Origin of the sequence: Streptomyces sp. 1114.5 (assembly GCF_003635085.1) — a bacterium.
Taxonomy (GTDB): domain Bacteria; phylum Actinomycetota; class Actinomycetes; order Streptomycetales; family Streptomycetaceae; genus Kitasatospora.
Map to the genome: position 1 here is coordinate 5,021,514 of NZ_RBXE01000001.1, position 14,818 is coordinate 5,036,331.

Annotated in this window: 12 protein-coding genes; 6 read left to right on the forward strand and 6 right to left on the reverse strand. The window is 73.1% G+C overall.

Annotated features, from left to right (window positions below; translation table 11 throughout):
* Nucleotides 1-250 precede the first annotated feature (250 nt).
* The 3 genes from BX285_RS22265 to BX285_RS22275 are packed head-to-tail and all read right to left on the reverse strand — an operon-like array spanning nt 251 to nt 4,192.
* Complete coding sequence (locus BX285_RS22265) at nt 251-1,183, reverse strand: DUF4436 family protein (protein WP_121176758.1); 933 nt, start codon at nt 1,181-1,183, stop codon at nt 251-253.
* 25 nt (nt 1,184-1,208) lie between these two features.
* On the reverse strand, nt 1,209-2,831 hold the full coding sequence (locus tag BX285_RS22270) for an alpha/beta fold hydrolase (RefSeq protein WP_121176760.1): 1,623 nt from the start codon (nt 2,829-2,831) through the stop codon (nt 1,209-1,211).
* Complete coding sequence (locus BX285_RS22275) at nt 2,831-4,192, reverse strand: alpha/beta fold hydrolase (protein WP_121177821.1); 1,362 nt, start codon at nt 4,190-4,192, stop codon at nt 2,831-2,833. The genes BX285_RS22270 and BX285_RS22275 overlap by 1 nt, the downstream gene beginning before the upstream one ends.
* A gap of 498 nt (nt 4,193-4,690) precedes the next feature.
* On the opposite strand from BX285_RS22275, the gene BX285_RS22280 reads away from it, so the two are divergent.
* The 5 genes from BX285_RS22280 (at nt 4,691) to BX285_RS22300 (ending at nt 10,714) form a co-directional block, all read left to right on the forward strand.
* Nucleotides 4,691-5,080: a DUF485 domain-containing protein gene (locus tag BX285_RS22280; RefSeq protein WP_121176763.1), complete on the forward strand. Its 390-nt coding sequence runs from the start codon at nt 4,691-4,693 to the stop codon at nt 5,078-5,080.
* Complete coding sequence (locus BX285_RS22285) at nt 5,077-6,816, forward strand: cation acetate symporter (protein WP_121176765.1); 1,740 nt, start codon at nt 5,077-5,079, stop codon at nt 6,814-6,816. Before BX285_RS22280 ends, BX285_RS22285 begins: the two co-directional genes overlap by 4 nt.
* A 3-nt stretch (nt 6,817-6,819) precedes the next feature.
* Nucleotides 6,820-7,407 (forward strand): cysteine dioxygenase family protein, encoded by a 588-nt coding sequence (locus BX285_RS22290; protein ID WP_121176767.1) that lies wholly within the window; start codon nt 6,820-6,822, stop codon nt 7,405-7,407.
* A gap of 209 nt (nt 7,408-7,616) precedes the next feature.
* Nucleotides 7,617-9,161, forward strand: coding sequence for an FMN-binding glutamate synthase family protein (locus tag BX285_RS22295; RefSeq protein ID WP_097239603.1), 1,545 nt, complete (start codon nt 7,617-7,619; stop codon nt 9,159-9,161).
* A 206-nt stretch (nt 9,162-9,367) separates the two neighbouring features.
* Entirely contained in the window at nt 9,368-10,714 is a 1,347-nt protein-coding gene (locus tag BX285_RS22300; RefSeq protein WP_220783930.1) for a DUF2254 domain-containing protein, read from the forward strand.
* 43 nt (nt 10,715-10,757) lie between these two features.
* Here BX285_RS22300 and BX285_RS22305 read toward each other — a convergent pair whose 3' ends face one another.
* The gene (locus tag BX285_RS22305) at nt 10,758-11,378 is read right to left on the reverse strand and encodes a hypothetical protein (protein ID WP_121176770.1); all 621 of its coding nucleotides are present in this window, start codon (nt 11,376-11,378) and stop codon (nt 10,758-10,760) included.
* Between the two features lie 460 nt (nt 11,379-11,838).
* Between BX285_RS22305 and BX285_RS39525 the strand changes: the two genes are divergently transcribed.
* Entirely contained in the window at nt 11,839-13,386 is a 1,548-nt protein-coding gene (locus BX285_RS39525) for a carbohydrate binding domain-containing protein (protein ID WP_259470639.1), read from the forward strand.
* Nucleotides 13,387-13,520: 134 nt separating this feature from the next.
* On the opposite strand, the gene BX285_RS22315 is transcribed toward BX285_RS39525, so the two are convergent.
* Nucleotides 13,521-14,315 (reverse strand): BTAD domain-containing putative transcriptional regulator, encoded by a 795-nt coding sequence (locus BX285_RS22315; protein WP_097239605.1) that lies wholly within the window; start codon nt 14,313-14,315, stop codon nt 13,521-13,523.
* A gap of 129 nt (nt 14,316-14,444) precedes the next feature.
* Nucleotides 14,445-14,765: a hypothetical protein gene (locus tag BX285_RS22320; protein WP_097239606.1), complete on the reverse strand. Its 321-nt coding sequence runs from the start codon at nt 14,763-14,765 to the stop codon at nt 14,445-14,447.
* Nucleotides 14,766-14,818 lie beyond the last annotated feature (53 nt).

Sequence of the window (14,818 nt, forward strand, 5' to 3'; positions counted from 1 at the left end):
AAACCGAACAGAGAACGAGAGAAAGACGCGGACGCCCGGCGTCAGAGCCGGAAGAGGGCGTGCGTCAGCAGCTGGGGCGACAGCTCATCGCCGTCACACGGCGCAGGTCAACGTGCCTGCGCGAAACGAGGTAACCAGCCATGCGGGCACTATGCGGGGTGATCGTCGGCGGAGTCAAATCGCTCACGACTCGAACACCGACCGCCGGCCCGGGCAAGCGGCAGTCTGCCCGGCCGGCCCCGCACCCGTCTCAGGGCCCGCCCGGCTCCCCCGGCCCGCCCGGCTCCGCCCGCGCGGCCCGCGCCGCCTCCGCACCGCGCTTCCGACGCTCGACGCGGGTGCCGGTGATCACGGCGGCGGTCAGGCTGGTCGCGATGATCGCCTCGGCCCAGAAGAACGCGACGTAGTCGATCAGCGAGCCGATCGGCGGTCCGCCCGGCGCGGCGTTCCGCATGCCGATCAGCGCGAACATCGTCGCCGCCATCCAGCCGAGGGCGGGCCACACCATTCCCAGGCGGCCGCGGTACAGCACCTCCGCGCCGCCCATGACGGCCAGCGCGAGTGCCCACATCGCGGCGATCATGAACCAGGCCAGGATCAGCGTGCTGCGCGCCCGGGTGGCCCGCGCGTTCAGGACCACGGTCCCGGTGGTCGGGCCGTCGGCGGTGGGGTGTTCGGCGGTGGGGTGGACGGCGAAGAACGGGTCCGCGTCACCGAAGACGAGGCCGACGGGCACGGCGCCGGTGGCGTCCGAGGCCGAGAAGCCGACGGTGAACCGGTAGCGGTCGAAGGGGTAGTCGGTCTCGGTGCCGCCGTAGAGTCCGGCCTGCACGAGTTGAGGTGCCGTCACCTCCCCGGGCGCCGTGCGCAGGACGGTCCTGGTGATCGCCCCGACCGTGATCTCCACCTGGCGGGTGAAGGCGGACGAGCCGGGGCCCTGGGCCAGGCCGCCGTGCGGAACGGCCACCACGAAGAGCGTCAGCTGAGCGCCCCCGGGGTCGAAGTCCTGGGACGCGACGTTCAGTTCGACCCAGTCGGCGGCGCTCGGCACCGCGAGCGCCCGGATCTGCTGCCGGGTTTCGCGCTCGTCGAGGTAGAGCGTGATGCCCGTCCCGCAGGCGAGGGCGAGCAGCACGACGGCGAGGACGAAGCGGTGGCCGCGCAGCCTGGCGAGGGCGTTCACCGGAAGGCCGGTCCGCCGGTCGCGCTTACGGCGCGATCTCGAACGCGGGAGGTTTGAGACCCGCGAGGCAACCGGTGTCCGGGGCGGTCGGAGCGTCGAAGAAGGACCGCGTGATCGACTGCGCGCAGGGCGAGTCGGCGAAGACCACGTGAGCGACGTAGGGGACCGTCACCTCCGTGGACCGGCTGAGCGTCCGGGCGGCGTACGGCCCGCTGCTCGGTGCGGTCTGGGCGTCGAACCCGCCGGACAGCACGAGGGTCGGGATGTCGCTGTCGGTCACGTCCCGGACCGAGTCCGGCGCCGCGGGAACGTCCCAGGCCCGGCAGTCCTTGTGGAGGAAGGCGAGCAGCGGGGCGTTGGCCACCACCGACCGGGGGAAGGACGGGAACGCGCGGTGCCCGGCCCGGATCACCTCGGCCTGACTCTCGAAGGGCGTCCACTCGCTGCAGAAGACGCCGTAGGCGAGCCCGTGGGAGGTTCGCCCGACGGCCTGCGGGCTGAGCTTGCCGCCCGCCCACTGTTCGGCGACCCGCTTCGGGTTGCCGTGCGCCAACTCGTCGATGGAGCGGGGTACTCCGGCCGCCAGGTGGGTGGCGGAGACCAGCCAGTTCACCAGGGCCCCGCCGTCCAGCACGACCTTCACCGGCTCGGGGTGGCCCGGGACGGTGACGGTGGTGCTGACCGGTTCGGCTTCCAGCTCCCGGACGAGGCGTGTGAAGGTGCCCTTCAGGTCCGGGTAGCGGTCGTCGCAGGCGGTCTGCTCCGCGCAGGCGTCGAACAGGCCGTCGAAGCCCTCGCGGGCGGCCTTCCAACCGACGGCCCCGCCCGCCAGGGACGGCGGCAGGACGCCGTCGATGCCGACCGAGCGGATGCCCTTCGGGTGCAGCCGCATGTAGAGCAGGGCCAGGTCGGTGCCGTAGGAGATGCCGAACACGTTCCACTGCTCGATGCCCAGGGCCACCCGCAGGTCCGCGTAGTCGGCGGCGCTCTCGGTGCCGTTGTACGCCCCGAGGTCGGCCCCGCGGCCCTCCAGCGCGTCGCGGCAGTCCCGGGTCGCCTCGACGTGCAGGCGCCCGGTGGACCGCGCGTCGTAGGCGAGGTCGAGGGCGCGGGCGTTGAACTCGTCGATGTTCGGGCAGGTGAGCGGCGGGTCGGCGGAGTAGGTCCCGCGTTGGGACATGAAGATCACGTCCCGGTCGTGGTTCAGGTGGCCGTTGAGGGCCAGTTGGATCTCGGAGACCGCGTCGTCGCCGGGCCCGCCGGCCAGCCAGACGATCGGGTCGTCGGCCGTCCGGTGCGTGGCCGGCACGATCGCGACCCCGAGGGTGAGCTTCCGCCCCTCGGGGTGGTCCCGGTCCTCGGGCACGGTGAGCTTCCCGCAGCGGGCCCCCTGCAGCCCGGGGGCCGGGTCGGCGGTCCGCGGGCAGGGGCCCGGCTCGTAGCGGGCGTGACCCACCGTCCGGGCGACCGTGCCGAGGGCTGAGCCGAGGGCCGTGCCGAGGGGTTCCTCGGTGCCGGATCCGGCCCGGGCGGGCACCGCGGCGGGGCCGACGGCGAGGCCGGTGACGAGGACGCCGGCGGTGGCCCCGGCCAGTGCGGTCAGGAGCCGTCGCGCGGTGCGTCGGCGCAGGGGCGGGCGGATGGACATCATGCGGACTCCGGTTCAGGGGTGATGGTGAACGGTTTGGGGGCGAGTCCGGCTGCGCAGGCGGTGTCCGGCGCGGTCGGATCCGCCAGGAAGGAGGCCAGGACGCGCTGTGCGCAGGGGGATTGGGGAACCACCCAGTGGCCGATGCCGGGGATCCGCACGGTGGTGGAGCGGGACAGCGTCCGGGCCGCGTACGGCCCCCAGGCCGCCCCGGACTTGGCGTCGAAGGTTCCGGAGAGGACCAGCGTCGGCACGTCGCTGACAGTGGCCACCCGCTGGACGTCGGTGCGGTCCGCGACGTCCCAGGCCCGGCACACCCGGTCCTCGAAGGGCAGCTGCGGCGCCTGGGCCAGCACCCGGTCCGGCCACCCGGGGAAGGCCTCTCGGCCCGCCTCCAGCAGGTCGCGCCGCGTGTACCCCGGCACCCACTCGCTGCAGGCCACCGACTGCGTCAGGCCGTGGGCGGTCTCGCCGACGGCGGTCCGCGCGCCCGCGGCCTGGGCCCGCGCGAAGCGTTCCGGATTCCCCCGGGCGAGTTCGTCGAGCGCCGCGGGGACGTCGACGGCCTTGACCGCATTGGCGACCAGCAGGTTCACCAGGGCGCCCCCGTCGAGGACGACCTCCACCGGGTCCCCTCCCGACGGCGGTTGCGCCGTCAGCCGCAGGGGGTGCGCCTCCAGCCGCCTCGTCTGCTCCGTCAGCGTCTCCGGGAGGTCCGGGAAACGGCGCCCGCAGACGGGCTGGGCGGCACACGCCGCGAGGACCGCCCCGATCCCCTCCCGGGCGCTGTCCCACGTCCACGGCAGGCTCACGATGTCCGGCGGCACGACCGAGTCGATCGCCACCGAGCGGATCCCCTCGGGGTGCAGGCGCAGGTAGGTGAGGGCCAGTTCGGTCCCGTACGAGTACCCGTAGACGTTCCAGCGCCCGATGCCCAGCGCCCTGCGCAGATCGGCGAAGTCCGCGGCGTTCTCGGTCGTGTTGTAGGCGTCCAGGTCGGTCCCGTCGGCCGCCAGACGGTCCCGGCACTCCCTCGCCGCACGCACCAGCCGCCGCCCGGTCGACGGCGCGTCGTAGCGCAGCCCGACGGCCTCCGCCGTGAACCGGTCGATCTCCGGGCAGAGGAGGGCCGGCTGGGAGTGGAGCGTGCCGCGCTGGGCCATGACGATCAGGTCGCGGTCGTGGTTCACGCCGGAAGCGACCAGGAACGGGATGCTCCCGAACGCGTCGCCGCCGGGGCCCCCTTCCATGAACACCACCGGATCCCCGGCCGGCTTCCCCGAGACCGCCGGGACGATCGCGACGGCCAGCCGGATGGTCCGTCCGCCGCGGTCGGCGCGGCTCTCCGGCACCTCCAGCATCCCGCAGCGCCCGGGGACCGGCTCGGAGGTCCGCGGGCAGGGCCCGGGCACGAACCGCGCCGGCGTCCCCGACCGGGGAGCACGGACGGGCGGCGACACCGCACCGGCCGGCGTCGGGCCGGCCCCCGCCACCCCCAGGACGGTCAGACCGGCCGCGGCGAGCGCCACCCCGGTGCGTGCTATTCGTCCTGACCTGCCGTTCCCGCCTGCCCCGCAGACGGACGGTCGGTACCTCGGACGGTCGCCTTGTCTCATCATCCGCTCTCGTCTCGCTCACGCCCCCGGAACGGGCGGCGCCGCGTGCCCCCGGCCGCCGCTGCACGGTTCGTACGGGGATTGCCCTGCCCAGCCTGGGCGCACCGGGCGCGCTCCACCACCCGTGAGCTCCACTCGGAGCAGCGACCGCTCCGCCCCCGTGGCGCCACGTTGATCGGTTGTCTACCAGCGGCTTCTACGGTCGGGCCATCGGCAAGTTCCGCACTGCTCAGAAGGATTCCCATGATCGACCCGGCCGCTTCCTCGCGCGGTGACACACCCTGGATCGGCGACGATCCGCGTTTCACCGAGTTGCGCGCCGCCTACCGCAGGTTCGTGTTCCCGGTGACGGCGGCGTTCCTGCTCTGGTTCCTGGCGTACGTCCTCTGCTCGGCCTACGCCCGCGGCTTCATGGCGACCAAGGTCGTCGGGAGCATCAACGTGGCCCTGGTCTTCGGACTGTTGCAGTTCGTCTCGACCTTCGGCATCGCCCTGGCCTACGGCCGGTTCGCCGCACGGCGCTTGGACCCGCTGGCCGCGGCCCTGCGGAGCGTGGCGCAGTCCCGTCCGCGCGTCCCGGCCGGCCGCGTCGGCGACCAGGAACTGCAGGAACTGACGGAGAAGCAGGCATGACACACCACCTGACACATCATCAACTCACCGTGTCCACTGCCCAGTCGGCCTCGAACAAGGGCCTGACCATCGGCCTGTTCGTCGCCCTGGTGGCGGTGACCCTCGTCATCACCCTCTGGGCCCGGCGCAGCACCCGCGGTACCGGCGGCTTCTACACCGGCGGCGGCCAGTTCTCCGCGCTGCAGAACGGGATCGCCATCTCGGGCGACTACCTGTCCGCGGCCTCCTTCCTCGGCATCGCCGGGATCATCGCGCTCAACGGCTACGACGGCTTCCTCTACTCGATCGGGTTCCTGGTCGCGTGGCTGGTCGCGCTGCTGATGGTCGCCGAACTGCTGCGCAACACCGGCCGGTTCACCATGGCCGACGTGCTGGCCGCGCGGCTGCGCAGCGGGCCGATGCGCACAGCGGCGGGTGTGTCGACCATCGTGGTCTCGATCTTCTACCTGATCGCGCAGATGGTCGGCGCGGCGACGATCGTGGGGCAGCTGCTCGACGTCAAGGGCGCCTCCGCGCAGATCTGGACCATCGTCGGGGTCGGTGCCCTGATGATCGTCTACGTCGTGGTCGGCGGGATGAAGGGCACCACCTGGGTGCAGATCGTCAAGGCGGTGCTGCTGATCGCCGGCGCGGCCGTGATGACCTTCTGGGTGCTGGCGAAGTACGGGTTCGACCTCAGCCACCTGCTCGGGGACGCCGCCACGGCCTCCAAGAAGGGCGACGCCTTCCTCCAGCCCGGCCTGAAGTACGGGGCGACCGACGGCTGGTCGAAGCTCGACCTGGTCAGCCTCGGCACCGCCCTGGTGCTGGGCACCGCGGCCCTTCCGCACGTGCTGGTCCGCTTCTACACCGTCCCGACCGGCCGCGACGCGCGCAAGTCGGTGAACTGGGCGATCGGCATCATCGGGGTCTTCTACCTGATGACCCTGGTGCTCGGCTTCGGCGCGGCCGCGCTGGTCGGCACGGCGACGATCAAGGAGAAGGACCCGTCCGGCAACACCGCCGCCACCCTGCTGGCCCAGCACCTCGGCGGCGGCGCGGGCACCACCGGCGGCTCCCTGATGCTCGCCTTCATCGCGGCCGTTGCCTTCGCCACCATCCTCGCGGTGGTCGCCGGGCTCACCCTGACCTCCTCGTCCTCCTTCGCCCACGACCTGTACGCCAGCGTGATCCGCAAGGGCAAGGCCACCGAGCGGCAGGAGCTGGTCACGGCGAAGATCGCCGCCGTCGTCATCGGCGCGGTCGCGGTCGCCCTGTCGATCTTCGCCAGGGACCTCAACGTGGCGTTCCTGGTGGCCCTGGCCTTCGCCATCGCGGCCTCGGCCAACCTGCCGGCGATCCTGCTGACCCTGTTCTGGAAGCGCTTCACCACCTTCGGCGCCAAGTGCGGCATCTACGCGGGCCTGATCAGCTCGATCGGCCTGGTGCTGCTCTCCCCGATCTGCTGGGGCGGCGCGAGTGGCACGGTCCACGCCGTGAAGTTGACGGCCGGCCAGGCGAAGGACTGCGGGGTGGAGGCGTCCAGCAAGCAGGTCGGCAACGCCACGGCGCTGATCTCCTGCACCACCACCGCCCCGGTCCCGCTGCAGAACCCGGGCGTCATCTCGATCCCGATCGGGTTCGCGGCCGCGGTCCTCGGTTCGCTGGCCGGCGGGCGCCGCCGTCGCGACGAGGAGACGGACGGACTCACCTTCAAGGAGCTCGAAGTCCGCGCGCTCACCGGTGTGGGGCGGTAGAGCGTGCAACCGCGCTCCAACCTCGACGAGTTCCTGTCCGACCTGACGCGCTACGCCGCCGCGGACGTGCTGACCGCCCAGCTCACCGCCGACACCCTGCGCAAGTACCTGCGCGCCGGGCTGATCGTTCCCGACGACCTGTGCACCGGTGACACCGACGGCTACGCACAGCGGCTGCTGCACGCCGGACGGACGCACTCCGTGGTGGCCCTGACCTGGCTGCCCGGGCAGTCCACCCCGATCCACGACCACGTCGCCTGGTGCGTGTCGGGGGTGGTGGAGGGCGTCGAGGTGGACGAGGCGTACCGGCTGTGGCGGCTGCCCCGGTCCGGCCGCAAGGTGCTGGTGCCGTCCGCCCGCACCACCTGCTCTCCCGGCCGGGTGCAGCTCCTGGTGCCGCCCGACGAGGACATCCACCGGGTGTCGAACGGCGGCACCGGACGTGCGGTCTCGCTGCACGTGTACGGCGCCGACATCGCGCGGAGCGGGGGCAGTTCGATCAACCGGATCTTCGGACAGGAGGTCGTGGACCGCCCGCCGGACGGGGCCCGTCCGGTGAGCTGGCGGAGCCCGGCCGACCTGGCCCCGTGACCGACACCGCGCAGACCGACACCGCGCGACCGACACCGCGCAGACCGACGGGCCGCCTCCTCCGGGCGGCCCGTCGGTCGTGTCCGGGCGGCCGTCAGCCCTTGCCGCGTCCGGCCCGCGTCCGGCCCGCCCCCTGCCCGAAGCCCCGTTCGGGTGACCTCCTACGATCATTCAGCATTCGTCGAGTCGTGCATCGAGGAGGAACGTCCATGCGAGCCCGGAAGATCGGTGCGGCCGCCGCGACAGCGGTGGCGGTCCTGGCTGCCCGCGACCTCATCCAGAAGAGGCACGCGCTGCTCCGGAACTTCCCGGTGCTCGGGCACGCCCGGTACCTGCTGGAGACGATCGGCCCGGAGCTGCGGCAGTACATCGTGACCTCCAACGAGGAGGAGCGCCCCTTCAGCCGCGACCAGCGCAGCTGGATCTACGCCTCGGCGAAGGAGGAGAACAACTACTTCGGGTTCGGCACCGAGGTCGACGTCGAGCACGTACAGGGGCACGCCTACGTCAAGCAGCGCACCTTCGCCGGCGCGCTGCCCGACACCCATGACCCGCAGGCCCCGCTGCCCTCGGCCAAGGTGCTGGGCGGCCCGCGCGGGCGGGCCAAGGCCTTCCGGCCGGCGAGCGTGGTGAACATCTCGGCGATGAGCTTCGGCTCGCTCTCCGGCGCGGCCATCACGGCGCTCAACAAGGGCGCGGCGCTGGCGGGCGCGATGCACAACACCGGTGAGGGCGGCCTCTCGCCGCACCACCGCAACGGCGGTGACCTCGTCCTCCAGCTCGGCACGGCGTACTTCGGCTGCCGCAACGAGGACGGCAGCTTCAACCTCGACAAGCTCAAGGAGGTGGTCGCCGGCGCACCCGTCAGGGCGATAGAGATCAAGCTCTCCCAGGGCGCCAAGCCCGGGCTGGGCGGGATGCTTCCGGGCGCGAAGGTGACCCCGGAGATCGCCGGGATCCGTGGCATCCCCGTCGGCAAGGACTGCGCCTCCCCGTCGCGGCACACCGCGTTCGGCGACGTCGACTCGATGCTCGACTTCGTCGAACTGCTCGCCACCGAGACCGGTCTGCCGGTCGGGGTCAAGAGCGCGGTGGGGGAGATGGGCTTCTGGCAGGAGCTGGCCGCGCTCATGGCGCGTGGTGACCGCGGCGTCGACTTCGTGACGATCGACGGCGGCGAGGGCGGCACCGGGGCGGCGCCGCGGATGTTCGCCGACTCGGTGTCGCTGCCGTTCCGGATGGGCTTCTCCCGGGTCTACGGCACCTTCGCCGAGCTGGGGCTGACCGACGAGCTGACCTTCATCGGCTCCGGCAAGCTCGGCCTGCCCGAGAACGCCGCGGTCGCCTTCGCCCTGGGCGTCGACATGATCAACGTGGCCCGCGAGGCGATGCTGTCGATCGGCTGCATCCAGGCCCAGAAGTGCCACACCGACAAGTGCCCCACCGGCATCGCGACCCAGAACCCGTGGCTGGCCCACGGCCTCGACCCGATCTCGAAGGCGACCAGGGCCGCCGTCTACCTGCGCACCCTGCGCAGGGAGCTGATGAAGGTCTCGTCGGCCGTCGGCGTCGCCCACCCGGCCCTCATCACGGCCGACGACGTCGAGATCATGAACGGCGACTACGAGGCCCGCACCCTGGCCGGTGTCTACGGCTACAAGGAGGGCTGGGGCGAGCTCGGCCCGCACCTCGCCGAGGAGATCACGGCCCTGGTCGCCGGCGCGCCCGCCTCCCCGCGGAAGCCGACCGTCTGACCCGTCGACCGGTTCCGTCGACCGTCTGACCCGTCGACCGGTTCCGTCCACCGGTTCCGTCGACCGGTCCGGCCGGCCCGGCCCTGGTGGCGCCGGTCCGGCCGCTCGACTCGGCTCCGCGCGCCCGAGTGCTTAGGGTGGAAATGCCCCGGGTCGGGGCCGGGCCGCAGGGTCGCCGCGGCCCGCAGGGACGGGAGGCGGGCGACGTGATCCGTGGGGTCCACCTGGAGGCGCAGTGGCGCCGCGAGGCGCTGCGGACCAACCTGTGGGTCGTACCGATCCTGGAGGTCGTGCTCGCCGCGCTGCTGTTCGTGGCCACCTGGTCCCTGGACCGCGCCGCCTACCGCGGGGACGTCACCCTGCCGTCCTGGGTCATCAGCGGCACCGCCGACGCCGCCCGGCAGACGCTCGCCGCCATCGCGGCGGCGCTGATCACCGTCGTGGGCGTGGTGTTCTCGATCATGATCGTGACCCTGACCCTGGCCTCCACCCAGTTCGGCCCGCGCATGCTGCGCACCTTCATCCGGGACCGCACCACCCAGCTGACCCTGGGCACCTTCGTCGGCACCTTCGTGTTCGCGATCCTGTCACTGGTCGTCATCGGCCCGGGCTCGCACGGCGACCTCGTCCCGCACCTGTCCATCACGGTCTGCATGGTGCTGGTGATGGCCGACCTGGCCGTCCTGATCTACTTCATCCACCACATCGCCACCTCCATCCAGCTGCCCAGGGTCATCGCCAGCATCGCGGCGGAGCTCTCCGCGGCGATCGAGGCGGGTGCGGGCGAACCGGCCCGGGCCGACGAGGTCACCACCGGGCCGTCGGCGGCCGAACTGCACGCCCGGCTCGACACCGCCGGCGCGGCCGTTCCGGCGCCGGCCAGCGGCTACCTGCAGTTCGTCCGGCACCGCACGCTGGTCCGGATGGCGGCGGACCTCGACGCCGTCATCCGGCTGGACCACCGGCCCGGGCACTTCCTGGTGCAGGGGCACCAGCTCGCCACGGTCTGGCCCGCCGAGGCGGCGTCCGAGGTGGCCCGGCGGTTCGCCCGCGCCCACGTCACCGGCTCGACCCGGACGCTCGCCCAGGACATCGCCTTCGCCGTCGATCAGCTGGTGGAGATCGCGATCCGGGCGCTGTCCACCGCCGTGAACGACACCTTCACCGCCCTGACCTGCGTCGACTGGCTCGGCGAGGGCCTGTGCCGGATCGCCGCCCGCTGGTACCCCGACCCGGTCCACCGGGACGAGAGCGGACACATCCGGGTGATGACCGCTCCCGTGAGCTACGAACGGCTGGTCCAGCGCGCCTTCGAGAAGATCCGCCAGGCCGCCCCCGGCATGCCGGCCATCCTGATCCGCCAGCTCGACGCCCTCGCGGAGATCATGTCGGAGACGAAGACCGAGCAGCAGCGTCAGGTGCTCCTCGCCCAGGCCGAGATGATCGAACGCCTCAGCCGCGAGTCGATCACCGAACCGTCGGACCGCGAGGACGTCCACCGCCGCTACCTGACCCTCCTCGCCGTCCACGCCGCCCTCACCCCGCGTGCCTGACGGCGCCCGAGCCGGAACGGGCTGCTCCCCTCGCCGGCGCCGCTCAGGTGCACCAGAACAGGAAGCGGTCACAGGTCGGAGTGACCACCGGGGTGGTCGGCGGCCGGGTGGTGGAGGGCTGCGGGTTCGGGCCGGTCGGACTCGGGGAGGGCTTCGCGGGCGGGTCCGCCGGACGAGGCGTCGGCGGGACCGGGACGGACGCCGTGGCCGAGGCGGTGCCGCCGGACGGCTTGGGGCGGGTGGTGGTGGCCGACGGCTGCGGGCGAGCCGTGGCGGTGGCCGCGGTGGTGGCCGGTGCCGGTGCGGTCGGGGCGCCGGGAGCGGCCGCGGCGCTCTGGGAGGGTGGCCCGGTGTCCGCGGAGGCCGGCTCCACCGCACCGTCCGAACTGCCGCCGGCCAGCAGGACGGTGGCCAGCCCGCAGACCACCAGCCCGGCCGCCGACGCCGCCAGGACCTTGCCGCGGCCACCCTGCCGCCGGGCCGAGCGCCCTGCCGAGCGCCCCGACGTCCGGCGGGGCGGTGCAGACTCGGGGGACGGGGCCTCGTCCGCTGGTACGGGGAGAGGGTCCGCCGTCTCCCCGGGAGCGGGTCCGGCAGCCCGGCCGCAGCCGGGGCAGGAGAGCGCGCCGTTGAGATGGCGTCGACACGGGGTGCAGTAACTCATCGGATCTTTTCCGTAGGTGCGGCATGACCGGGATCCCGGCGGAGACTGCCACGCCGCCCGGATGCCGGGCCGGATCGGATTGGATGCGAGCGTACGCACACCGGACCGCTTCGCGACACCCGGTCGGCGCGAGGCTTCTGCGCGGGTCGGGTGTGGTTCGTGTGACGACGCACGGTGGCGGGTGACGACGCGCGGAGCGGGACTTGGCCCCGGACCGAATTGGTCCAGACCTATTGACGGGCCTGCCCACCCCTCCTACGATCCCGTCCGGCACAGCCCCACATGTCCCCCCACCTCACCCAGAGCCGGGCGTCACGCCCCCACGCGTCGGTCATGTCCATGACGCCCGGCGGGAAGGGAGCACAGCATGGTCCGTCGGAGGTCACACACCCCACGCCCGCCGGGCGAGTCCCGCCGAGCCGAGCCCGGGCCGACCGTCCTGAGGCGCACCCTCGCCGCCGTGAGCGCCGCCGCCGTCATCGGCGCCGGCATCGCCGTGGTCGGCTCCGTCACCGCCGGGGCCGCCACCACCAACCTGGTGGCAAACCCCGGTTTCGAGAACGGACTCTCCGACTGGGCCTGTACCGGCGGCTCCGGCACGGCCGTCGGCAGTCCGGTCCACTCAGGCGCCTCCGCGCTCAAGGCCACGCCGACCGGCTCGGACACCGCCCAGTGCACCCAGACCGTCAGCGTCCAGCCCAACGCGCAGTACACGCTGAGCGCCTACGTCCAGGGCAGCTACGTCTACCTCGGCGCCACGGGCACCGGCATCACCGGCACGCCGTCCACCTGGACGCCGAACAGCCCGTCGTACGGCCAACTCAGCGTCGGCTTCACCACCGGGCCGAACACCACCTCGGTGACCGTCTACCTGCACGGCTGGTACGGGCAGCCCACCTACTACGCGGACGACGTCTCGCTCAGCGGCCCCGGCGGCAGCAGCCCCACGCCGACCCCGCCGACCACCCCACCCACCACCCCACCCACCACCCCACCCACCACCCCACCCACCACCCCGCCCACGACACCCCCCACCACCCCGCCGACCGGTGACACCTGCCCCACCAAGCCCAAGCCCGCGGGCAAGGTCCTGCAGGGCTACTGGGAGAACTGGGACGGCGCCGCGAACGGCGTCCACCCCGGCATGGGCTGGGTACCGATCACGGACAGTCGGATCGCCGCGCACGGCTACAACGTCATCAACGCCGCCTTCCCGGTGATCCTCTCGGACGGCACCGTCCAGTGGCAGGACGGCATGGACGCCAACGTCAAGGTCTCGACCCCCGCCGAGATGTGCCAGGCCAAGGCGGCCGGGGCCACGGTCCTGATGTCGATCGGCGGTGCCGCCGCGGGCATCGACCTGAGCTCCAGCGCCGTCGCCGACCGCTTCGTGGCGACCGTCGTCCCGATCCTCAAGAAGTACAACTTCGACGGGATCGACATCGACATCGAGACCGGCCTGTCCGGAAGCGGCAGCATCGGCACGCTGTCCGCCTCCCAGGCCAACCTGATCCGCATCATCGACGGCGTGCTGGCCCAGATGCCCGCGGGCTTCGGCCTGACGATGGCCCCCGAGACCGCGTACGTGACCGGTGGCAGCGTCACCTACGGGTCGATCTGGGGCGCCTACCTGCCGATCATCAAGAAGTACGCCGACAACGGGCAGCTGTGGTGGCTGAACATGCAGTACTACAACGGCAGCATGTACGGCTGCTCCGGCGACTCCTACCAGGCCGGCACCGTCCAGGGCTTCACCGCGCAGACCACCTGCCTCAACAACGGCCTGACCATCCAGGGCACCACCGTCAAGGTGCCCTACGACAAGCAGGTCCCCGGACTGCCGGCCCAGCCCGGCGCCGGCGGCGGCTACCTGGATCCGGGCCTGGTCGGCCAGTCGTGGAACGCCTTCGGCGGCTCGCTGAAGGGGCTGATGACCTGGTCGATCAACTGGGACGGCTCGAAGGGCTGGACCTTCGGCGACAACGTCAAGTCCCTCCAACACCGCTGACCTCCCGCCCGGCTTCCCGTCCGACGCCCCGCCCGGCCTCCCGCTGACGGGGTCACCGCCCTGGCCCTCCCACCGACCGGCGGGAGGGCCACGGCCGGTCCCGGGCCCGGGCCACCCACCGCCCGCGAGGAGCGTCAGTGCGCCGGGGTCGGACTCCGCCGGGCGGGCAGGGTGCGGGTGCGCAACGGCATCAGCCCGGCCAGTTCGGCGCTGGGCTCGACCCCCAGCTGCTCCCGCAGGGCCACCCGGCAGGTCTCGTACTGCCGGACGGCCTCGGCCACGTTGCCCTCGGCCAGGTGCGCCCGGATCACCGCCCGGTGCGAGCTCTCCCGCAGCGGCTCGGCCAGGACGGCGACCAGGGCGGCGTCGACCGCCTCCACGTAGCGCTTCTGGCGGCTCATCCGCGCGGACAGGGCCTCCAGGGCGTGCAGCCGGATCTGCCGGACCCGTTCCCGTTCCACCACCAGCCAGTCCTCGTACCAGTTCGGCAGCAGGTCCTGGGTGAACAGCTCCACCGGCGGCTCCCCGGCCCCGACGCCGGCCCCGACCGCAGCCCCGGCCCCGACCCCGGCCCCGCCGCCGTCACGCAGCGCCTGGGCGGCCGCGACCATCCGCCGGACGTCCACCCGGACGGCCGCGGCGAGCGCCAGCACCTCGCCGCGCGTCTCGACCAGCCGCTGACCGGCGGAGAGCCGCCACAGCGCGGTGCGCAGCCGGCCGGCCGCCGCGCCCTCGTCGGCCTCGGGCCAGAGCGTGCAGGAGACCGCCGCCCGGGCGACCGGTCCCCGCAGGGCCAGCAGGGTGAGGATCCGGCGGGCGGTGGGCGGCAGCTCGACGGTCCGACCGCCCAGGGCGAGCTGCCAGCAACCGAGCAGTCGGAGGTCGGCTCCGGGCGGCCGGAGGCACGCCCCGGACTGGTCAGGCGTCATCTGTTGCTCCCCACGGACGGACGCTGCCGACCTTGTCGGTCGGCCGACGCGCTGTCAACGCTCGCCGCCGCGCGTCGAGGAGCGGTGACCCGTACGAGGTGGCCCGCCGTTCCCCGGTGGACGCGCAGCTCACCCGGCTGTGGACGGCCCGGACGGCCTCCCGCCGGTCCCCTCCGGGTGCAGCAGCGCGGCCAACTCCTCGGCCGCCAGGGCCAATGCCTCCCGCCGGTCCGCGGCGAGCCGCGTGACGTCGCGCAGCGCCGCCGCGGCCGCGTCCCGGGCCTGTCCGGCGATCGCCTTCCGCGGCCCGCGCTTGGCACCGGCGGCGATCTCCCGGGCGAGTTCCAGCTGTTCCTCCAGCTCCGCGACGCGCCGCGCCAGGGTCTCGTCGATCCGGTCGGCTTCCTGCCGGAACAGCTGCCGGAGGTGTGCGGTGGTGCTGTCGTGCATGGTGCCCTTCCGTCCTTCCGTTGCGGGGGGGAGTGTGCGCGTGGGAGTGCGCG